The organism is Mucilaginibacter sp. (assembly GCF_965200995.1).
Taxonomy (GTDB): domain Bacteria; phylum Bacteroidota; class Bacteroidia; order Sphingobacteriales; family Sphingobacteriaceae; genus Mucilaginibacter.
In genome coordinates this window covers 434,140-453,418 of the sequence record NZ_OZ241743.1, presented here as the reverse complement: position 1 = coordinate 453,418, position 19,279 = coordinate 434,140, and the positions used below count along the sequence as shown (strand labels likewise).

The 19,279-nt window shown below is 47.3% G+C and carries 20 protein-coding genes and 1 rRNA gene; 15 read left to right on the top strand and 6 right to left on the bottom strand.

Features of this window, described 5'->3' with window-relative positions; translation table 11 throughout:
• Positions 1–114 precede the first annotated feature (114 nt).
• Positions 115–226 (top strand): 5S ribosomal RNA (gene rrf, locus ACY652_RS02190).
• A 157-nt stretch (positions 227–383) separates the two neighbouring features.
• Here rrf and ACY652_RS02185 read toward each other — a convergent pair.
• From ACY652_RS02185 to ACY652_RS02175, 3 genes are read right to left on the bottom strand one after another with little or no spacing between them, the layout of a single operon-like run.
• Entirely contained in the window at positions 384–2,702 is a 2,319-nt protein-coding gene (locus ACY652_RS02185) for a xanthine dehydrogenase family protein molybdopterin-binding subunit (RefSeq protein ID WP_462266300.1), read from the bottom strand.
• A complete protein-coding gene (locus ACY652_RS02180; protein ID WP_462266299.1) occupies positions 2,699–3,685 on the bottom strand; it encodes an FAD binding domain-containing protein in 987 nt (328 codons plus the stop codon). Before ACY652_RS02180 ends, ACY652_RS02185 begins: the two co-directional genes overlap by 4 nt.
• A gap of 13 nt (positions 3,686–3,698) precedes the next feature.
• Positions 3,699–4,325: a (2Fe-2S)-binding protein gene (locus ACY652_RS02175; RefSeq protein WP_462266298.1), complete on the bottom strand. Its 627-nt coding sequence runs from the start codon at positions 4,323–4,325 to the stop codon at positions 3,699–3,701.
• Positions 4,326–4,513: 188 nt separating this feature from the next.
• On the opposite strand from ACY652_RS02175, the gene ACY652_RS02170 reads away from it, so the two are divergent.
• The 14 genes from ACY652_RS02170 (at position 4,514) to ACY652_RS02105 (ending at position 16,725) form a co-directional block, all read left to right on the top strand.
• The gene (locus ACY652_RS02170; RefSeq protein WP_462266297.1) at positions 4,514–5,062 is read left to right on the top strand and encodes a (2Fe-2S)-binding protein; all 549 of its coding nucleotides are present in this window, start codon (positions 4,514–4,516) and stop codon (positions 5,060–5,062) included.
• A complete protein-coding gene (locus ACY652_RS02165) occupies positions 5,055–6,053 on the top strand; it encodes an FAD binding domain-containing protein (protein WP_462266296.1) in 999 nt (332 codons plus the stop codon). Before ACY652_RS02170 ends, ACY652_RS02165 begins: the two co-directional genes overlap by 8 nt.
• The gene (locus ACY652_RS02160; protein ID WP_462266295.1) at positions 6,050–8,281 is read left to right on the top strand and encodes a xanthine dehydrogenase family protein molybdopterin-binding subunit; all 2,232 of its coding nucleotides are present in this window, start codon (positions 6,050–6,052) and stop codon (positions 8,279–8,281) included. Before ACY652_RS02165 ends, ACY652_RS02160 begins: the two co-directional genes overlap by 4 nt.
• Positions 8,282–8,541: 260 nt before the next feature.
• Positions 8,542–9,033, top strand: a complete 492-nt coding sequence (moaC, locus tag ACY652_RS02155) for a cyclic pyranopterin monophosphate synthase MoaC (RefSeq protein ID WP_462266293.1) — start codon at positions 8,542–8,544, stop codon at positions 9,031–9,033.
• Positions 9,014–10,180, top strand: coding sequence for an NTP transferase domain-containing protein (locus tag ACY652_RS02150; protein WP_462266292.1), 1,167 nt, complete (start codon positions 9,014–9,016; stop codon positions 10,178–10,180). The genes moaC and ACY652_RS02150 overlap by 20 nt, the downstream gene beginning before the upstream one ends.
• Before the next feature lie 499 nt (positions 10,181–10,679).
• Complete coding sequence (locus ACY652_RS02145; protein WP_462266291.1) at positions 10,680–11,162, top strand: molybdopterin-dependent oxidoreductase; 483 nt, start codon at positions 10,680–10,682, stop codon at positions 11,160–11,162.
• Positions 11,162–11,899 (top strand): molybdate ABC transporter substrate-binding protein, encoded by a 738-nt coding sequence (gene modA, locus ACY652_RS02140; RefSeq protein WP_462266290.1) that lies wholly within the window; start codon positions 11,162–11,164, stop codon positions 11,897–11,899. The genes ACY652_RS02145 and modA overlap by 1 nt, the downstream gene beginning before the upstream one ends.
• Positions 11,886–12,302 carry a TOBE domain-containing protein gene (locus ACY652_RS02135; protein WP_462266289.1) on the top strand — a complete coding sequence of 139 codons (417 nt, stop codon included), beginning with the start codon at positions 11,886–11,888 and terminating at the stop codon, positions 12,300–12,302. Before modA ends, ACY652_RS02135 begins: the two co-directional genes overlap by 14 nt.
• Before the next feature lie 15 nt (positions 12,303–12,317).
• Entirely contained in the window at positions 12,318–12,992 is a 675-nt protein-coding gene (gene modB / locus ACY652_RS02130) for a molybdate ABC transporter permease subunit (protein ID WP_462266288.1), read from the top strand.
• Entirely contained in the window at positions 12,989–13,846 is an 858-nt protein-coding gene (locus ACY652_RS02125; protein ID WP_462266287.1) for a sulfate/molybdate ABC transporter ATP-binding protein, read from the top strand. The genes modB and ACY652_RS02125 overlap by 4 nt, the downstream gene beginning before the upstream one ends.
• Before the next feature lie 97 nt (positions 13,847–13,943).
• The gene (gene moaD / locus ACY652_RS02120) at positions 13,944–14,183 is read left to right on the top strand and encodes a molybdopterin converting factor subunit 1 (protein WP_462266286.1); all 240 of its coding nucleotides are present in this window, start codon (positions 13,944–13,946) and stop codon (positions 14,181–14,183) included.
• Positions 14,184–14,195: 12 nt separating this feature from the next.
• A complete protein-coding gene (locus ACY652_RS02115; RefSeq protein WP_462266284.1) occupies positions 14,196–14,606 on the top strand; it encodes a molybdenum cofactor biosynthesis protein MoaE in 411 nt (136 codons plus the stop codon).
• A gap of 9 nt (positions 14,607–14,615) precedes the next feature.
• Positions 14,616–15,611 (top strand): GTP 3',8-cyclase MoaA, encoded by a 996-nt coding sequence (gene moaA, locus ACY652_RS02110; protein ID WP_462266283.1) that lies wholly within the window; start codon positions 14,616–14,618, stop codon positions 15,609–15,611.
• Positions 15,612–15,621: 10 nt separating this feature from the next.
• Positions 15,622–16,725 carry a ThiF family adenylyltransferase gene (locus ACY652_RS02105; protein ID WP_462266281.1) on the top strand — a complete coding sequence of 368 codons (1,104 nt, stop codon included), beginning with the start codon at positions 15,622–15,624 and terminating at the stop codon, positions 16,723–16,725.
• A 123-nt stretch (positions 16,726–16,848) separates the two neighbouring features.
• Here the strand turns inward: ACY652_RS02105 and ACY652_RS02100 are convergent, their stop codons facing one another.
• The 3 genes from ACY652_RS02100 to ACY652_RS02090 form a co-directional block, all read right to left on the bottom strand.
• Positions 16,849–17,715 (bottom strand): aldose 1-epimerase family protein, encoded by an 867-nt coding sequence (locus ACY652_RS02100; protein ID WP_462266280.1) that lies wholly within the window; start codon positions 17,713–17,715, stop codon positions 16,849–16,851.
• Positions 17,716–17,843: 128 nt separating this feature from the next.
• The gene (locus ACY652_RS02095) at positions 17,844–18,662 is read right to left on the bottom strand and encodes a 5'-nucleotidase, lipoprotein e(P4) family (RefSeq protein WP_462266279.1); all 819 of its coding nucleotides are present in this window, start codon (positions 18,660–18,662) and stop codon (positions 17,844–17,846) included.
• Between the two features lie 172 nt (positions 18,663–18,834).
• The gene (locus ACY652_RS02090) at positions 18,835–19,206 is read right to left on the bottom strand and encodes an iron chaperone (RefSeq protein ID WP_462266278.1); all 372 of its coding nucleotides are present in this window, start codon (positions 19,204–19,206) and stop codon (positions 18,835–18,837) included.
• Positions 19,207–19,279: the final 73 nt, after the last annotated feature.

Sequence of the window (19,279 nt, the reverse complement as noted above, 5' to 3'; positions counted from 1 at the left end):
CTTCTTTCCCTGAATTGTCATTGATGAGAATTCAAAAGCCAAAATTCAAAAGTCAACACCTGTAAAGGTCCTGGCTCCTGAATCCTGTCTCTTGATTCAAATCACTAAAAATATTCAGGTGCCTATATCGGCGGTGTCCACCTCTTCCCTTTCCGAACAGAGCAGTTAAGCCCGCCAGAGCCGATGGTACTGCCGTAACAGGCGGAAGAGTAGGTCGGCGCCATCCCTTACCAAAGCCCTTTAAGCACATTCGCTTAAAGGGCTTTTTGCGTTGATTACCTCTCTTGAAAGTTGACGGGAGGTGTGCAAAGTGTGTGAGACAAAGCCAAAAAGGGCTGCATATGATATGACAGCCCTTTTTGGTTTAAATGAAATTTTATATTTCATATCAGCTTTTCGGGTAAGATCGGTAATTCTCTTACTCTTTTGCCCGTAGCATTATAGATGGCATTGGCTACAGCGGCAGTAATGCCTGTAATTCCAATTTCGCCTATACCTCTTGCGCCGACTGGCGATATCAGTGTATCCGGCTTTTCCAAAAATCTAACCTTAAATTCAGGCATATCAGCATGTACAGGTACAAGATATTGAGCCAAATCACGTGTTACAATACGGCCACGGTTTGGATCGTACACCGTTTCCTCCATTAATGCCATACCTATACCAAAAATCATTCCTCCCATAATTTGGTTGGTAGCTGTTTTTGCATTCATTACAGTGCCAATATCCATTACTGCAACAGCCTTGTCTACTTTCACTGTTCCTAAATCCTTATCTACTAATACCTTCACAAATTGAGCTCCAAAAGAGTGAAATGCAAATGGTTTGCGGTCTACATCTTCATCAGCCTGCACCGCTGCATTTAATTTACTTTCCTTTTGAGCTTCAGCTTCTGAGCCGTTGCCAGAAGTGGGATTGGCTTCCTGTGTTTGCCGGGTAGATACATTAGTAGTTGCCAATGCTTCTATCTTTTGCAAATTACTCCGGTTAAGTATAGCCGCAAATGTTTCTCCTTTTTCAGGTTTGCCTTTTATGATGATCCTGCCATTATTTACGGTCAGGTCGTCTTCTTTCTGATTATGTAGCGGTGATTGCTGGTTGCTGATAGCTGCTGTAGCAAGTTTGCTGACAGCACCTAACGCAGCAGCACGAATTGCCGGGCCTACACTGGCTGTAACCTGCGAACCACCCGAATTGGCACCTTTTGGATACTTGCTATTACCCAGCTTAACCGTTACTTTTTCTATGGGAAGTGAAAGCGTTTCTGCGGCCAACTGGGTCATGATGGTATATGTACCGGTACCAATATCTTGTGTGGCACATTCTATTTCGGCATGGCCATCGGCAAATATGGTTGCTTTAGCAGTTGAAGCACTACGGTTGGCAGGGTAGGTGGCGGTAGCCATACCATAACCTACCCAATACTTGCCTTCTGATTTGCTTCCTGGTGTAGCACTGCGCTGCGACCAGCCAATCAGTTCGGCACCCTGTTCGTAGCACTCCTTAAGATGTTTGGATGAAAACTGTTTGTCTTCCTGCAAATCCTTTTCATTGTAATTATCGAGGCGCAGTTTTATAGGGTCGATCTTTAGCTGATCAGCCATTTCATCCATGGCAACTTCAATAGCAAAAGTACCCGGCGCTTCGCCCGGAGCGCGCATAGGGCAGGGCGTACCGCGGTTGAGCCGAACCACCTGATGGCTGACATCGGAGTTGGGATTATTGTATAGCAGCGTTGTAGCTAAGCCAGCAGTTTCAACAAACTCAGACACAAATGAACTTTCTACCGTAGAATCATGCTTAATGGAAGATATACAGCCAGAATTATCAGCACCCAAACTAATCTTCTGCAGCGTTTCCGAGCGGCGACCGGCTGTGGTAAAATTGTCCTGCCGGCTCAGTACCAATTTAACCGGACGATTGATTTGCTTAGCTGCCATTGCTGTCAATACGGTATTGGGCCATTGAAAACCTTTTGAACCAAAACCGCCACCTATGTACAAGGCAATTACTTCAACCTTTTCGGGCTGGGTGCCTAATAATGATGCCAATAGTGTTTTACTACCGGCCACACCCTGTGTAGCATCATAAATGGTTAGTTTATCACCTTCCCATTTGGCCAGGGTTGCATGAGGCTCCATCGCATTATGATGATAGACAGGGGTGGTATAAGTGTGTTCAATCTTAGCCGGTGCATTTTGTACCCCTGCTTCAGCATCTCCACGCTTTAACTGGGTTTGTTTACCGCCTGTGGCTGATGCCGCTTTGTAAGCTGTTGCCAGATTTTGCTTCAGGTTAACAGCCGGTTGTTCGGTTTGATAAGTGTACTTAACCAACTTAGTAGCATATTGCGCCTGCTCCAAAGTTTCGGCCAGTACCATGCCTACTATCTGGCCATCATAAAATACGCGGTTGCTTTGCAGTGGCAATAAATCTTTTTCGGCATAGGTACCGCCGTTATTAGAGCTTTGCGGAAAATGTAGACTCATGGCGTTCTCATAAGTAATCACCTTAATTACTCCCGGGGCATGTTCCGCCCCGCTGGTATCAATATGCTGAATGCGTCCTTTGGTAATTGTGCTTTTAATAATAACACCATGCGCCACATTAGCCACCGGAAATTCAGCTGCATAAGGTGCAGTGCCGGTTACTTTTAATTTGCCATCAACACGGTTGATGGGTTTACCTACCAATTCGCTCATGCTATACCTCCTGTAGTGATTAATGCACGTACCAGTGTACGTTTTGCCAGTTCAATTTTAAATGCGTTGTCTTTATAAGGTTTAGCTCCGGCCATCGCAATCTCTGCCGCATTGCGGAAGTTTTGTTCAGAAGCTATTTTACCCGCAAGGGCCTGTTCGGCAGCCAAAGAACGCCAGGGCTTGGTGCCTACGCCGCCTAAGGCTATACGCGCTGTACGGATGGTGTTACCCTGCATATCTAATACAACAGCGGCTGAAGTTAAAGCAAATTCGTATGAAGCGCGGTCGCGTACTTTTAAATAGTGCGATTTTGCGGCTGCCGGTAATGGTGGTAAAGTTACGCTGGTAATCAGTTCACCCGGTTTCAAATTGTGTTCCAACTGCGGCGTTTTACCGGGCAGCAGGTGAAAATCAGCAAAGGGGATACTGCGTTCACCTTTAGGCCCCTGTACCTGTATAGTAGCACCTAAGGCAGCCATAGCCACACACATATCTGACGGGTGGGTAGCTATACAGTAATCGCTGGTGCCAAGCACGGCATTCATGCGGTTATAACCTTGTATAGCTGAGCAGCCTGAACCCGGTACCCGCTTATTGCAGGCAAAGGCTGTATCATAAAAATAAGGGCAACGGGTACGCTGCATGAGGTTACCACTGGTAGTGGCCGCGTTACGAAGTTGCGCAGAGGCTCCGGACAATAAAGCTTCTGAAAGTACCGTATAACGTTCCTTAATCTGAGGATGATAAGCCAAATCGGCATTGGTAACCAGTGCGCCAATTTTTACGTTACCATTGGGCGCGTTTTCAACCTGCTTTAACGCTAATTTGTTAATATCAATCAGTTGCCGCGGCAATTCAATATCCAGCTTCATCAAATCAATGAGGTTGGTACCGCCGGCAAGAAATTTTGAGCCGCTTACGGTTGCAGCTTCGGCAATGGCACCCCGGCTGTTTTGAGCGCGGGTAAATTTAAATGTTTCCATAGGGTGATGCAGGTTAAGCGGTTTTAACTTCTTTAATAGCTTCCAGTATATGCTGATAAGCACCACATCGGCAAATATTACCGCTCATTGCTTCACGTATCTCGGCATCAGTATGTGCCTTACCTTCCTGCAGCATACCTACGGCCGAGCAAATTTGTCCCGGCGTACAGTAGCCGCACTGGAAGGCATCGTGCTTAATGAAAGCTTCCTGCATAGGGTGTAACTGGTCACCCTGTGCCAAGCCTTCAATCGTAGTTACCTTGCTGCCTTCGCAAACGGCTGTCAGGTGCAGGCAGGAGTTGATGCGTTTGCCATCCACTAATACGGTACAGGCCCCGCACTGCCCGTGGTCGCAGCCTTTCTTAGTGCCCGATAATCCCAAACGCTCACGCAGGGCATCTAACAAGGTAACCCTCGAATCCAAATTTAAGGTGTAAGACTTGCCGTTGATGGTTAAGTGAGTAGTTACTATATCTGTTCCTGCAGGCGTATTTACTACATCTATAGCTTTGGCAAAGGCAGGCGCAGCAGTAACCGCAATACCTGCTGCGGTAATTTGCGTTAAAAATCCGCGCCGTGTAGTGCCGCCGGGTAAGGTTTCATCCTGGTCCGGTAGGCCATTATTATCAATATTTTCCAAGAGAGTATGATTTACAGATTTTAACAATCCAATAAACTTATATGTGTTACACAAACATTATTTGTAATTATTATAAATTACCCATAGTTAGTGCTGTTGATAAACTTAAGTATTTGCTTAATGTTTATGTGCTAATACCAACAAACAGATTTCCATCTTATTACATTAAAACATCAGCTATATATCATATGAACATATTAACCGAACAACAGCAGGTAAGCAACACCTGGCCTTCGGCTCATGCTGCACCGGCAGACAAGGGTTTAAGTACGCCGGTAACCTTCAGGATTAACGGGCAGGACTGCAGCATTCAGGTAGAGCCCTGGGTGAGTTTACTGGATGCATTACGCGAATATATTGGTCTTACCGGAACTAAAAAGGGTTGTGATCATGGACAGTGCGGAGCCTGTACTATTCTGGTAGACGGCAAGCGCATTAATTCGTGCATGACTTTGGCCGTAATGAAAAACGGCAGTGAAGTAACCACCATTGAAGGCTTAGCCAAAGGCGACGAGCTGCACCCCATGCAACAGGCCTTTATTGATTGTGATGCTTTTCAATGTGGTTACTGTACGCCGGGGCAGATATGCTCGGCGGTGGGTATGTTGCAGGAGGGTAAAGTGAAAACTGCGGATGATATCCGTGAACTGATGAGCGGGAATATTTGCCGTTGCGGCGCCTATAACAATATTGTTGCTGCCATTGAACAGGCGAAAGGAGTAATGAGCCATGAATAGATTTACCTATAACCAGGCTGCTGATGTAGCTGCTGCTATTGAAGAAGTTGATAACTATGCAAGCCCTAAGTTTATTGCCGGCGGTACCAATCTGCTGGATTTGATGAAGGAGAACGTAGAGCGCCCCGATCACCTTATTGACCTGAATAAATTAGCATTTAAGCAGATAGAGGAACTTGAAGGCGGTGCCCTGCGCCTGGGTGCGTTAATGACTAATGCCGATACCGCTTACAGTGAGCAGGTAATACAGCATTCACCACTATTAGCCAGAGCGATACTGGCAGGCGCATCAGCGCAACTGCGCAATATGGCTACCAATGGCGGTAATTTGATGCAGCGCACCCGTTGCTATTATTTTTATGATACAGCTACACCCTGCAACAAGCGCGAGCCGGGTTCGGGCTGTTCTGCCATTAATGGCTATAACCGAATTCTGGCTATATTAGGTACCAGCGAGCAGTGTATCGCTACGCATCCTTCTGATATGTGTGTGGCTTTGGCAGCATTAGGCGCTACGGTTAACATAAGCGGCAAAAATGGTGAGCGTAGCATCCCGTTTGCCGATTTTCACCGCCTGCCGGGCGAAAATCCTGAACTGGATAATAATTTGCAGGCCGGCGATATTGTAACTTCCATTGATGTACCTGCAAATAGTTTTGGTGCGCATTACACCTATCTGAAGATACGTGACAGGGCTTCTTATGCCTTTGCTTTAGTATCTGTGGCGGTAGGTTTAGAATTGGAAGGAAGTATCATTAAAAATGCACGTTTGGCTTTGGGCGGCGTGGCACATAAGCCCTGGCGTGACACAGAGGCCGAGGAGCTATTGAAAGGGCAGGAAGCTAATGAAGATAACTTCCGTAAAGTGGCTGAAAAGATTTTAACCGGCGCCAAAGGTTACGGCGATAATACATTTAAGATTGAACTGGCTAAACGGGCTATAGTAAGAGCCTTAAAAGAAGCAGCAGAAGGACAGGAGAAAAAAGCATGAGCACTACAAATTATATAGGCAAGGAAATTAGCCGGGTAGAAGGTAAAGCCAAGGTAACCGGTACTGCAAAATATGCAGCAGAATTTAATGTGGCAACCGGTATTACCTACGGTTATGTAGTATCAAGCCCTGTTGCAAAAGGTAAAATTGTGGCTGTAGATACCCGCCAGGCACTTGCGCTGAAGGGGGTGTTGCAAATATTCACGCACGAAAATGTAATGAAAACGGCATGGTTCGACAGCAGTTACCAGGAACAGGACTCGCCACCTTCAGGTTCGCCCTTCCGTCCGCTTCAAAGTGATGAGATTCAATTTGCCCAGCAGCCAATTGCGCTGGTTGTGGCTGATACCTTTGAACTGGCAAGGTATGCCGCCACACTTGTTCATTTTGAATTTGAGGCCGAAACTAATTTGGTAACAGAGCTTGAACTGAATCTGGATAAAGCCAGGCCTGCTAAAAAGCATCGTTTCCCGGTTTCCAAACCACGCGGCGATGCAGACAAAGCTTTTGCAGATTCGGAATTTAAGGTAAGGGAAGAGTATTTTCATGGTTATGAGCACCACAATCCAATGGAGATGTTTGCCAGTACCATTATTTATAATGAGGATGATACGCTGACAATTTATGACAAAACGCAGGGCGTGTTCAATAGCCAAAGCTACATCAAAAGCGTGTTCGGCCTTTCTACCGAACAGGCACGGGTAATTTCACCTTACGTGGGTGGTGGCTTTGGTTCGGGCTTAAGGCCTCAGTATCAATTATTTTTAGCGGTACTGGCAGCTTTAGAATTGAAGCGGTCGGTAAAGGTAGTGCTTACCCGTCAGCAAATGTTTTCTTTCGGGCACAGGCCGGCTACTTTACAGCGAGTAGCCATCGGTGCCGACAAAGAAGGCAAAATACAGTCTATTATCAATGAAGGGTTTTCAGAAACTTCGCAGTTTGAGGATTATACAGAAAACATTGTGAACTGGGCAGGTTTTGTATATGATTGCGATAATACCAAACTTGACCATAAACTGGTGCCTTTGGATGTATTTACTCCAATGGATATGCGTGCTCCCGGTGGGGTTACCGGTATGTTTGCCCTGGAAACAGCAGTTGATGAGGCTGCTTATGCAGTGGGTATGGACCCTTTGGAATTTCGACTGAAAAATTATTCGGAAAAAGATAAAAATGAAGGTAAGCCGTATTCGAGTAAAGAATTAAGGGAAGCATACCGCCAGGGTGCCGAGAAATTTGGCTGGAGCAAACGCAATGCTGCAGTAAGGGCTACTCAAGAAGGTAATCAGCTTATCGGTTGGGGCGTAGCTACCGGTTGCTGGGAGGCAATGCAGATGCCGGGCCGGGCTAAAGCTAAGCTGTCTGTTGACGGTAAACTGGAGGTAAGCAGCGGCACCGCCGATATTGGTACCGGTACTTACACCGCCATGACGCAAGTGGCAGCCGAAACCTTAGGTTTGCCTTTGGAGGATGTAAGATTTAAATTAGGAGATACCCTGTTGCCATTGGCGCCGCTTGAAGGTGGCTCATGGACTATGGCAAGTGTGGGCTCGGCTGTAAAATCGGTATGCGAAACCTTGCAAACCCGCCTGTTGCGTTTAGCCAAAGATTTAAAAGACTCGCCTTTTGCCGGTGCAGAAAAAAAAGATGTAACTTTTGCCGACGGTAAGATAACCTTGAACGGAGATACTTCAAAATCTGTGGAGTATACTTACCTGATGAAAGTCAGCGGTAAAAATTTCATTGAAGAGGATACTACTTCTTTACCCAATATGCTGAAGCAAAGCGGCTACTCGCGTTACACGCACTCTGCCGTATTTGTGGAGGTAAAGGTAGATGAGGATTTTGGCGCCATTCATGTAACCCGCGTAGTAAATGCGGTTGCTGCCGGGCGTATCATCAATACCAAAACTTCGCGCAACCAGGTATTAGGCGGTACCGTTTGGGGTATCGGTCAGGCTTTGTACGAGGACTCTATAATGGATGATCAGTACGGGCGCTTTATGAACCACAACCTGGCCGAATACCATGTAGCCGTTAACGCTGATGTGCACGATATTGATGTAATCTTTGTAGAGGAGCATGACGATATTGTAAACCCGCTGGGGGTAAAAGGCTTGGGCGAGATTGGCATAGTAGGTGTAGCCGCAGCCATTTCTAATGCGGTATATCATGCCACCGGTAAGCGTGTGCGCAGTTTACCTATCCAGCTGGATAAGGTGATGTAGCGGATTACGGCTTTATAATTAATGTTAAGGGGAGCCTGTTTAGAGCAAGCTCCCCTTATTTATGTAATTTTGTAAGAGTTGCTTATATTACAACTACTTGCAGAATACCAAAAATGCGTCATTGCGAAGTACGAAGCAATCTCTCTGCTATATATAGGTAGAAGTGTTGTATAAAGATTGCTTCGTACCTCGCAATGACGCCTGGTGAGTTTGCAACCTCAAAAGAAATGCTTGAGTTTTATTAAGAACATCATCCATATATGCCGTCAACCGAAAGAACATTTACCCACATCAACCCGGACACCAATAGCCCCGCGATGGTAGATGTTAGCGATAAGCAAGTGACCAAACGCGTAGCTAAAGCACGTAGTGTGGTGGTGCTGGGCGAAGAAATTATGCAGTACCTTACCGGTAATGATATACAAACAAAAAAAGGGCCGGTGTTTCAAACGGCCATCATTGCCGGTACTATGGCGGCCAAAAAAACCAGTGATCTGATTCCGCTTTGCCACCCTTTGGCCTTAGAGAACTGTAAGGTTGAGATCACAGTAAACGAGCATCAGGAAGTAGTGATTGACTGCACGGCGGTGATCACCTCAAAAACCGGTGTTGAAATGGAGGCATTAATCGGGGCCAGTGTAGCCGCTTTAACCATATATGATATGTGTAAAGCCTTTTCGCACCACATTGTAATTAAAGAAACCCGGCTGGTAGAGAAAACAGGAGGTAAAAGTGATTTTAGCGCCCGATAAAAAGCATCAGAAACATGCGGCCATTGCCCGCCCTGTTACCGGTGAGTTTAACCGGAATGAGCTGGCTATAATGGGTACACCATGCGGCGGGATACAGCAACTGGCAAACCGGCTGATTAAAGGATTGTCTTCACAGTATATTATTGCCTATGTGGATGCCGACCATAAGGCGGTAACACCGGCAGATGATACAGCACTGGCGCATGGCGCTGCCATAGAGTTCACTGATCAGATCGTTTCGCGAAAACTGATTTATCAGAAAACGTTCAACAGCTTTGAGCAAAAGATGCTGTTTGCCGGGCAGGATATGGTATTGGTGAACGGTAATCACTTTACCGCGCACAGCCAGATTATTGTTATTGACGAGCGTAAACCCTTGCACAAGAAGCTTGACCGGCTTACGCATGTGCAATTGATATTGCTCACAGAAGGGCAGACAGAAATTCCCGCCTACTTGCTTGAGCATAACCCCGGTTTGGCGCAGGTGCCGGTGTTGAACATCCGGCAGGTGAATGAGATTGCGGAATTTATACAGCAGTGGATGAACGTTAAGCTGCCGCCATTAAACGGTTTAGTGCTGGCCGGTGGTAAGAGTACCCGTATGCAGCAGGATAAAGGCAGCATCAGTTACTTCGGCCAAACACAGCGGCAGCACACGTATGAACTGTTAAGTGCTTCATGCGCTTCAAGTTACGTTTCCTGCGCCGGTGAACAGGCTGTAAACCCGAATGAAGCATTGCCTTACATTACCGATAAATTCTTAGGCCTCGGGCCTTTGGGAGGCATTTTGTCAGCCTTTCAGCAGCAGCCGGATGCCGCATGGCTTACAGTAGCCTGCGATTTACCATATCTCTCGGCAGCCACGTTGAAATACCTGGTACAGCATCGCAACCCGTCTAAACTTGCCACTGCCTTCTTAGATCCGGAGGGCAGGTTTCCCGAACCTCTGATTACCATTTGGGAGCCACGGGCTTACAGCATACTTCTGCAGTTTTTGAGTATGGGCTATTCCTGTCCGCGCAAGGTGCTCATCAATTCAGATACCGAGCTTTTGCAGGCCCCTGCCTTGCAGGATTTACAAAACGTAAACCACCCGCACGAACGGGATGAAGCCTTGCAATGGGCAAAGACATCTGCTACAAACTAACATTTTTATTCTTTTCAGTTGAAAATTGACTAAAGAAACAAAATCAGGCTACTCCTTACTAACTGCGCATATATGGGCAAGGCGTAACCCCAAAGTTAATTGAAAAGCTATTAACTGAATTGAATGCCGGATTTATTTCTATGCTCCTGATGCTTGTAGTCGCAGCATCGCATCACTACCTTATGATTTGTTTTAACATCCGATTTTCAAACCCGCTGTAATCGTAAACAGTCAGGTTATTGGTAACGGTTACTGGCAGAAGACACTGTTCATTTTATGTAAACTTTATATTTTATAAGTTATTGATAGCTAAGTAATTGTGAAATTATTTCCAGAATTATGTTAACCTTTGTAAGCCGTTTTGCAAACCGGTAAGGTGGGAGGCTGCATCATAACATAAAAACAAGGATGACAATAACAGATGAATTTTCCTGTTCCCTGATTTTTGGCGCTTGCATCTGAAAACTCCTATATTGCAGCCAGATAAACTATCGCCTTCATGAAGAACATTTACTATTTATTAACCATAGCAGTAACCATCATAGCCGCAAATGTTTCGGCGCAATCGGTAACTGTAAGCGGTGTGCCCAAGCCCTATACGTTAACTGCCGAAGTGATGAAAGGCTTAAAGCATGTGCAACTGGATGCCAAAGCGCACGATGAGAAGATACACCATTATTCGGGGGTGTTGCTATCAGATATATTAACGAAAGCCGATGCCATCATGGGCGATGGCGCACGAAAAAAGGTGCTCACCAGTTATGTGCTCATCAGCGCAGCCGATAACTACAAAATAATATACGCCCTGCCTGAAATAGACCCGGCGCTGATGGACAAAACCGTACTCCTGGCCGACCAGGTTGATGGTAAGCCGCTACCGGCTGCCGTAGGCCCTTACCAGGTAATAGCCACCGGCGAAAAGAAGCACGCCCGCTGGATACGCCAGGTGAAAGATATTAAGCTGGTAACGGTAACCGACTAATGAAAAGGATTTTAGTTGCAATTGCCGTACTGCTGTTGCCTTACCTCGCTTTGGCACAGGAGCTGCGCATAGCCGTAGCCGCCAATGCACAGTTTGTAGCCAAGGTACTGGCCGCAGATTTTAAGAAGCAAAGCGGCATCAGCCCCGAGCTGGTAGTGGGCGCTTCGGGCAAGTTGACCACGCAGATTGAGCAGGGGGCGCCGTTTGATGTATTCCTCTCGGCAGATATGAAATACCCGCAGGAATTATACAGCAAAGGCCTAACCACCGCTAAACCCAAAGAATATGCCTATGGTAAATTGGTGCTCTGGACGATGAAGAATGCACACCTTAACAATGGTTTGGCAGGTTTAAAAAGCGCTGAGTTCAAGAAAGTTGCAGTAGCCAATCCCAAACTGGCGCCCTACGGGGAGGCGGCTATACAGGCGTTTAGCAAACTGAAGATTTACACTGCTTTGCAGCCCAAAATTGTGTATGGCGAAAGCATAGCGCAGGTAAACCAATACCTGCTCACCGGGGCAGCTGATGCTGCGCTAACCGCCAAAGCTGTGGTGCTCGACCCGGCACAGGCGGATAAGGGCCGGTGGGTGGATGTACCGCAAGGCTTATATAAGCCCATTGCGCAAGGCGTGATAGTAGTAAAGACCTCAAACCATAAAAAGCAGGCACAGCAGTTTTATACTTACCTGTTCAGCAACAAGGCTCAAAAAATATTTAAGCAATATGGATATCAATAAAGTAAATACCATTCAAGGTACGATTCACCAGGTGGAAACCGATGGGCATGTGTCATTAGTTACCGTAAATACCGGCGGCGAAACATTTACTGCGCTGTCAAACGCTACCCCTGAAAACGCCTCATGGCTGAAAAAGGATGAAGCCGTTAGTCTGGAGTTCAAGGCATCAGACATGGCCATTGCCAAGCTGTTCTCGGGCGCTATCAGCATCCGTAATTTTTTTAAAGCTACGGTTACCGCTATTGAGGCCGGCAATGTCCTTACCGAGGTAGTGCTGAATTACAATGGCCAAACCCTGTATTCGGTAATTACCAATAATGCTGCCAATGCGCTTAATCTTAACGAGGGCGACGAGGTAACCGGCATGGTAAAATCCACCGAAATGACGGTTACTTACGTTTAAGAAAGCCACCTGCCAATGGATTATCAACCGCTGTGGCTCACGCTTAAGTTGGCGTTGTTTACCACTGCCGGTTTGTGTATAGTTGGTATTCCGCTGGCGGCCTTGCTTTATTTCAGCAAATCGCGTTTGAAGCCTGTTGCCGAAGCTATCATCAGCCTGCCGCTGGTGCTGCCGCCATCGGTACTGGGCTTTTATTTGTTGCTGGCTTTTAGTCCGGCGCAGTGGCTGGGCCGCCATCTGGCCGAATGGTTTCACGTGCAGCTGGTGTTCTCGTTTACCGGTTTAGTGATTGGTTCTATGCTGTACAGTCTGCCCTTTATGGTACAGCCCATACAGGCCGGGCTGGAAACCCTTCCACCCAATCTGGCGCAGGCGGCTTATACATTGGGCAAATCGCGCAGGCAAACGCTGCTGCGGGTGTTATTACCTAATGTTAAACCCGCCCTGTTAAGCGGTATTGTATTAACCTTTGCCCATACGCTGGGCGAATTTGGCTTAGTGCTGATGATCGGCGGTAACATTCCGGGTGTAACCCGCGTGGCTTCCATCACCATTTATGATGCCGCCGAAGCTTTGGACTTTCACCAGGCGCACGTATACGCTGCCATATTGCTGGCTATATCATTCAGCATCCTGCTTGTGGTATACACCAGTAACAGAAACTTATTCAGAAAGCGGCTGCCGGTATGATTAAACTTAACATTCGCAAAAAACTCAATCTGCCCAATGGCGAAGCGGACCTGCATATAGATACCGAACTGCAAACCGGCAGTTTAACCGCATTATATGGCCCGTCGGGTGCCGGTAAAACTTCAGTACTGAAAATGGTAGCCGGCCTCATGCAGCCCGACGAAGGCATCATTGAAGTTAACGGCGTAACCTGGCTTAATACGTATAAAAATATCACCCTCCCGCCCCAAAAAAGGGATACCGGCTTCATGTTTCAGGATTATGCCTTGTTCCCTAACATGACGGTGCAGCAAAATCTGGAGTTCGCTATGGCCAAAGAAGCAGGGAAAGGAGAGTTGCAGCACTTGTTGAGTATCATGCAGCTTGAAAGCCTGGCGCACCGCAAACCGGCCATGCTGTCGGGCGGGCAGCAGCAGCGGGTAGCGCTGGCAAGGGCTATTTTGAAGCGTCCACAAGTGCTATTGTTAGATGAGCCGCTATCAGCAGTGGGTAACGAGTTGCGGGTTTCGTTACGTAACCAGCTGGCCGATCTGCATCAGCAGTACGGCTTTACCACACTGCTGGTGAGCCACGAGGTGAGCGAAATTTATCATCTGGCGAAACGTGTACTGCATATGAAGCAGGGCAGAGTTGTAGCCGATGAAGTGCCCGGACGTTTGTTCAACAGCAACTCCGGCGATTTAACACTCATAGGAGAAGTGGTTGCCATCACCAAAGCAGGAGCGGAGGTATTGGTGAACAATCAGGTCATTGTTTTGCCGGTGCCAACTACCGGTGACACTGCTTTATTGCCCGGCCAAAAAGTGACGTTAAGATGTAACGCGGCGGGTATGAGTTTACAAAAGCTTTCTTAACTTTATAAGGTGTTTAAAACCATAGGCGGGCGGTATTGTTTACTCAACAATGCATTCTGCAGGCTTAAATAGCAGCGTAATATCAAACCAATATTTTATGGAGATTTTGCTGTTTGGCATCACCCGCGAAATTACCGGCAGGCAAAAGCTTACCGTTCCGGAAGCCGAACAATTACATACGGTGGCTGATTTAAAGCACTGGCTTACTAATCAGTACCCGGCCTTAAAGCAGTTGAGTTCACTGGCCGTAGCTGTAGATAGCGAGTATGCCGAAAACGAGGATTTACTAACTGTAGATAGCGAAGTAGCGCTTATTCCGCCGGTAAGCGGCGGTTAATTGCTTGATGATATGAACATCCGTATTGTTGAAGATATTGATTTGAACGAGGCCTATCAGGCACTGCACTCGCCCAAAGCGGGAGCGGTTAACCTGTTTATAGGCACGGTGCGTAACCATAGCAAAGGCAAAGAGGTGATACACCTTGATTTTGAGGCCTATGATGCGATGGCCATCCGGCAGATGGAAATTGTGGCCGAACTGGCACAGGCCAAATGGCCGCTGGAAAAGCTGGTGATGATACATGCCGTTGGGGCTAAACAGCCGGGTGTGCCGGTAGTGGTGGTTGGCGTATCATCGGCACACCGCGAAGCTTCGTTTGAGGCCTGCCGTTTTTTAATTGATGAACTAAAGAAGACAGTGCCCATCTGGAAGAAAGAATTTTACGAGGATAACAGCATTTGGGTAAATGCGCATCCATAAGCAAGCAACATGAGTGAAGGTAAATTAGTAGACAAGTACGGCAGGCAGCTCAACTACCTGAGATTATCGGTTACCGACCGGTGTAACTTCAGGTGTTATTACTGCATGCCCGAAGAAGGGGTCGACTTTGCCAAACGCAGTGAATTGCTTTCATTCGATGAAATGTACCAGCTGTCGGCCATCTTTTGTGATCTCGGGGTTTCTAAAATACGTATTACTGGCGGTGAGCCATTTGTGCGCAACGGCATTATGCCGTTTTTAGATAAACTGAGCAGGATAGACGGCTTAGACGAAATTACGGTTACCAGTAACGGTACGCTATCAGCCAGATACCAAGCTGCGTTGTTAAGTATGGGTATCCGCAGAATAAATATAAGTTTAGACTCGCTGGATAAGGATCGCTTTCACCACATTACCCGCCGCGATAGTTTTGATGAAGTATATAAAGGCATATTCAAATTGCTGAATGACGGCTTTGAAGTGAAACTGAACTGTGTGGTGGCCGAGAATAAAAATATAGGCGATATTATTCCCTTTATTGAACTCACCAAAGATTATCCGCTTGCTGTGCGTTTTCTGGAAGAAATGCCTTTTAACGGTAGCCAGGATGCTGAAATCAAGGCGGATTGGGACTACAAACGCATTTTGGATTATATCAGCCAACATTATCCCGAGGTAACCCGCCTGATTAATGAGCGCAGCTCAACTTCGGTAAATTATAGGATACCAGGTTATAAAGGCAGCTTTGGGGTGATACCGTCCTTCAGCCGTACTTTTTGCGGCACCTGCAACCGTGTACGTTTATCGGCCACCGGCGAACTGCGCACCTGTTTGTATGGCCCGCCGGTAGTGAATCTACGCGATGTGTTGCGTAGCGGAGCTTCGGTTACCGATGTGGAGCAAGAGATACTGGCTGCTGTAGCCAAACGCGAGCCGGATGGTTACGCTGCTCAGGCATTGGCCAATAATTCGGTGCATCAATCCATGTCTGTTTTAGGCGGCTAATTCTTTTTACATGAATACGTATACCCGCTATAACCGCCAGATACAACTTCCGGGATTTGGCTTTGAGGCGCAGCAAAAGTTGCAGCAAGCTAAAGTGCTGGTAATAGGTGCCGGAGGTTTAGGAGTACCGGTATTGCAATACTTAACGGGGATGGGAATTGGGCTGATCGGTATTGCCGACGGTGATGTGGTGAACGTAACCAACCTGCACCGGCAGGTATTATATGGCGATGCCGATGTCCAGCAATCCAAGGTAAATGTAGCGGTGAGCAAGCTCTCGGCGCAAAACCGGCAGGCACGCTTTAAGCCCTTTTTTGAAAATGTAACCCGTAATAATATTTTACCATTGGCAGCCGATTACGACATTGTAGTTGATGCTACCGATAATTTCAGTACCCGCTACCTTATTAACGATGCCTGCGTTATCCTGAACAAACCGTATGTGTATGGCGCCATACACCAGTACGAAGGGCAGGTAAGTGTATTTAATTACCAGGATGGGCCTACCTACCGCTGCTTGTACCCGGTGCCGCCTGCAGCCGGTGAAATACCCGATTGTAACACTGCCGGGGTATTGGGAGTGGTGCCAGGCATCATTGGTTGCCAGCAGGCTTTGCAGGTGGTAAAAGTGCTTACCGGCAATGGGAAAAACCTGTCGGGATGGCTGCAACTGTTTGATTTTCTGGCTGATGAGCAATATAAGATCAAGCTAAAGGCCAGGCCGGAAAACAAGAACATTACCCAGCTGCAGGACAGTTATGAGGCTGCCATATGCCATACCGTAAACCCCATTAAGCCACAGGAACTAAACCGCTGGTATGAAGCCGATAAACCTTTTTACCTGATGGATGTGCGTGAAAGTCAGGAGTTTAACCAGGTACATTTAGCGCAGTCTCATTTGCATCCTTTGTCGGATTTTAATCCTGCTGAACTGAATTTCACTGAAAATGTACCGGTAGTAACTTTCTGCCAAAAGGGAAGCCGTAGCTTACAGGCAGCCCGGCTGCTGCAGGAAAAATACCCGGATCTGACCATTTACAGTTTACACGGCGGCCTGGAACAATGGTTTCTGGAAATGGGCAATCAGCATATTATCCGTAACGGAGCAGTGTGATTTCGGGCATTCCGGGACGTATAAAGACGTATAAATGCCATAAACGGCGAAAAAATGCTATAACAGGAGCGGTACTTGATATAACCTGCAACGGTCTGAAAACGTTGGGTAGCATCGGGTATGTTAAATGCTGATGTAATAAGCGGCCTCAAACACGTGGCCGGGTACCAGCTTTTGTATGCCTTCCTTTTCGCTGATGTCGCCGGTAAAGCCGGCATTATCCGCCAGGCCCAGCCAAGGCTCAATGCACACAAAATCAGCCCCCGGCTTGGCCCATATACCGAGGTACCGAAAATGCGGAAACTCTACCGTAATGGAGTGTTCGTTTTTATCATTCTTGAGGCATACCTGTTTTGACTGTATGCCTTTAAACACCAGCGCATCCTGGTTAAACAGGTCGCGGGTGAGAGGTAGACGGCTTTGGTTTGCAGGTACCGGTTGCGTTTCGCCGCTGTATAAACCGTTGGCGTTAATCAGATGCTTGTGCAGTGGCTCCTGCACCTCAAACTCTATGTAATAATCTTCATAAGCCTCGCCCGGCATGAAGGGAACATTAAAGGCCGGATGCCCGCCCACCGAAAAATAAATGGGCTGTGTATCCAGATTGATGACTTTATGGGTGATGCGCAATGCATTATCAATCAAATCATACAGTACCTGGTAGGTAAACCGGTAGGGGTATACCTTCAACGTATCTTCATTGTAATGCAGGGAATAGGCAATATGCTTGCGTTCAGCCTCAACCAGTTTAAATGCAGATTGCCTTGCGAAGCCATGCCGGTTCATGGCATAGGGATTGCCGCTAACGTGCAGCTGATTATTAGCCAGTTGCCCGACTACAGGAAATAGGTTGGGTGCATGCCAGGGCCATACGCTGGCATCAGCCTGCCACAGGTGTTCTATCTGGGCTACCTTATTGTAAAATGAACTAAGCTGGGCGCCCTGTGCGTTAACCGCAACCTTCAGGTAATCGTTTTCAATAACTGTCATGCGTTAAAAAATCAGGTGTTTAACCGGTAAAGCAACAACCCAACTGCGTTAGTGTTTCTGCAAGGCCGCTTACACATTCTATCAGTTCTTGTAAGCGGCATCATTAAATCCTGGCAGTCAAACAGGTGCTACTGTTTGTCCAGCTTCACCTTAGCCCTGATCACCGAATCCTTTTGGGCAGGCGTAAGCTTGCCGAAGCTAAACCACGCATTCTCCCAGTCGCCGTAGGCACCATTGGGTATCACGATGTATCTGCTACCGAATTGCTGCATCAGCTGGCGGGTAGCAGCGGTGCGGCTGGCCTCGGCTGGTTTGTTATCGTAACGGGCATCAAAATCGGGCAGGTTATCGCCGCACAGCAATACAATATCAAAGTTTTCGGCAACGTGCCGCCGCCGTGCCTCCTTGCTCGACGGGCCGTTTTTGAGCAGGATGTGCACATCATCGGCAAACGGAAGATTGTACAAACGCAGGTTGCGGGTAGTACCGGTGCGCTCGTCTTCATCGCGGTTGGTTACATAAAATATGGTTACGCCTTTTGCTGCGGCGTATTTTAAGAATGCCGGTGCGCCTGGTACAGTATCGGCCTGTGCTTTCGCCGTCCAGCGTTTCCAGGCCGCCAGGTCGAAGTCCTGGTTGTGTATCGCCCGTTCAGCATCGTACGGACTATTATCCAACACCGTTTCATCCACATCGGTAATTACCGCCAGCGGCCGGCTGCCTTTGTGCTGCAGCGCTTCATCCAGCCGTAGTTTGGCCAGGTTATAAGCCTGAAAGCACAGGGCCTGATATTCGGCCGCCCGCTGCTGGTATAAGGAGGCCCACAGTTTGCCATCATTAGCCGTTGATGCATTATTACCGGCAGGTACGGTTACTGCCTTTTTGCCGGTTGCGCAGGCGGAGAAGAAGAGTAGCCCGGTAAATAATGAAACGTATTGTTTTTTCATGCTTGTTGCTGCTTTGCCAGCCGCATTAGAGCAGCCATCTGTGCGTGATGAAATTAGTAATTCCTTTAGCAAACTTATTTATCTCAGGTTGAATAACAAAGTTATTATAAAGCAAACACTACTGATGGCTTATGTAATTCCATTTGTGCCTTAAGCTTGGTATCAGTTGTATCTATGCCGAGGCATCCTTTAAGTTTTCTTCGGCCCTGAATAGTGCAATACGTGTAATCAGGTCGAGCGGCAACGGCTCATTTAACGGAAACTGTACTGAACCTTTTGCACTTTTATAGCCGGCCAGTTCCTGCTGAAAGGCTTTAATGCCCGAAGGCGTGGGGTAAAAGCCAATGTGATTCTTGTAGGCGGCATAATGTAAAAGGTTGCCCTGCAGGGTAAAAGTGGGGATCTGATAATTGATACATTCCTCGGCCTTCGGGGCAGCCGCCTTAACGGCAGCCCTTACCTGTTCCAGTAAATCCTGCACCGGCGGGGTAAAGCCGGCAATGTATTCGTCAACAGTAGTGGCAGGCGCCTTTGTGCTTCTCATCAACTGAAATTGTTGTTCAACAGTATAAAAATACAGCATTAGCTACTGTAAAACAATAATGTCCGTTACAGGC

Excerpts from the sequence above, each read along its gene's own strand:
- ACY652_RS02185 (WP_462266300.1), bottom strand. The coding sequence starts at position 2,702 with ATGAGCGAATTGGTAGGTAAACCCATCAACCGTGTTGATGGCAAATTA.
- ACY652_RS02180 (WP_462266299.1), bottom strand. The coding sequence starts at position 3,685 with ATGGAAACATTTAAATTTACCCGCGCTCAAAACAGCCGGGGTGCCATT.
- ACY652_RS02170 (WP_462266297.1), top strand. The coding sequence starts at position 4,514 with ATGAACATATTAACCGAACAACAGCAGGTAAGCAACACCTGGCCTTCG.
- ACY652_RS02165 (WP_462266296.1), top strand. The coding sequence starts at position 5,055 with ATGAATAGATTTACCTATAACCAGGCTGCTGATGTAGCTGCTGCTATT.
- ACY652_RS02160 (WP_462266295.1), top strand. The coding sequence starts at position 6,050 with ATGAGCACTACAAATTATATAGGCAAGGAAATTAGCCGGGTAGAAGGT.
- moaC (WP_462266293.1), top strand. The coding sequence starts at position 8,542 with ATGCCGTCAACCGAAAGAACATTTACCCACATCAACCCGGACACCAAT.
- ACY652_RS02145 (WP_462266291.1), top strand. The coding sequence starts at position 10,680 with ATGAAGAACATTTACTATTTATTAACCATAGCAGTAACCATCATAGCC.
- modA (WP_462266290.1), top strand. The coding sequence starts at position 11,162 with ATGAAAAGGATTTTAGTTGCAATTGCCGTACTGCTGTTGCCTTACCTC.
- ACY652_RS02135 (WP_462266289.1), top strand. The coding sequence starts at position 11,886 with ATGGATATCAATAAAGTAAATACCATTCAAGGTACGATTCACCAGGTG.
- modB (WP_462266288.1), top strand. The coding sequence starts at position 12,318 with ATGGATTATCAACCGCTGTGGCTCACGCTTAAGTTGGCGTTGTTTACC.
- ACY652_RS02125 (WP_462266287.1), top strand. The coding sequence starts at position 12,989 with ATGATTAAACTTAACATTCGCAAAAAACTCAATCTGCCCAATGGCGAA.
- moaD (WP_462266286.1), top strand. The coding sequence starts at position 13,944 with ATGGAGATTTTGCTGTTTGGCATCACCCGCGAAATTACCGGCAGGCAA.
- ACY652_RS02115 (WP_462266284.1), top strand. The coding sequence starts at position 14,196 with ATGAACATCCGTATTGTTGAAGATATTGATTTGAACGAGGCCTATCAG.
- moaA (WP_462266283.1), top strand. The coding sequence starts at position 14,616 with ATGAGTGAAGGTAAATTAGTAGACAAGTACGGCAGGCAGCTCAACTAC.
- ACY652_RS02105 (WP_462266281.1), top strand. The coding sequence starts at position 15,622 with ATGAATACGTATACCCGCTATAACCGCCAGATACAACTTCCGGGATTT.
- ACY652_RS02100 (WP_462266280.1), bottom strand. The coding sequence starts at position 17,715 with ATGACAGTTATTGAAAACGATTACCTGAAGGTTGCGGTTAACGCACAG.
- ACY652_RS02095 (WP_462266279.1), bottom strand. The coding sequence starts at position 18,662 with ATGAAAAAACAATACGTTTCATTATTTACCGGGCTACTCTTCTTCTCC.
- ACY652_RS02090 (WP_462266278.1), bottom strand. The coding sequence starts at position 19,206 with ATGAGAAGCACAAAGGCGCCTGCCACTACTGTTGACGAATACATTGCC.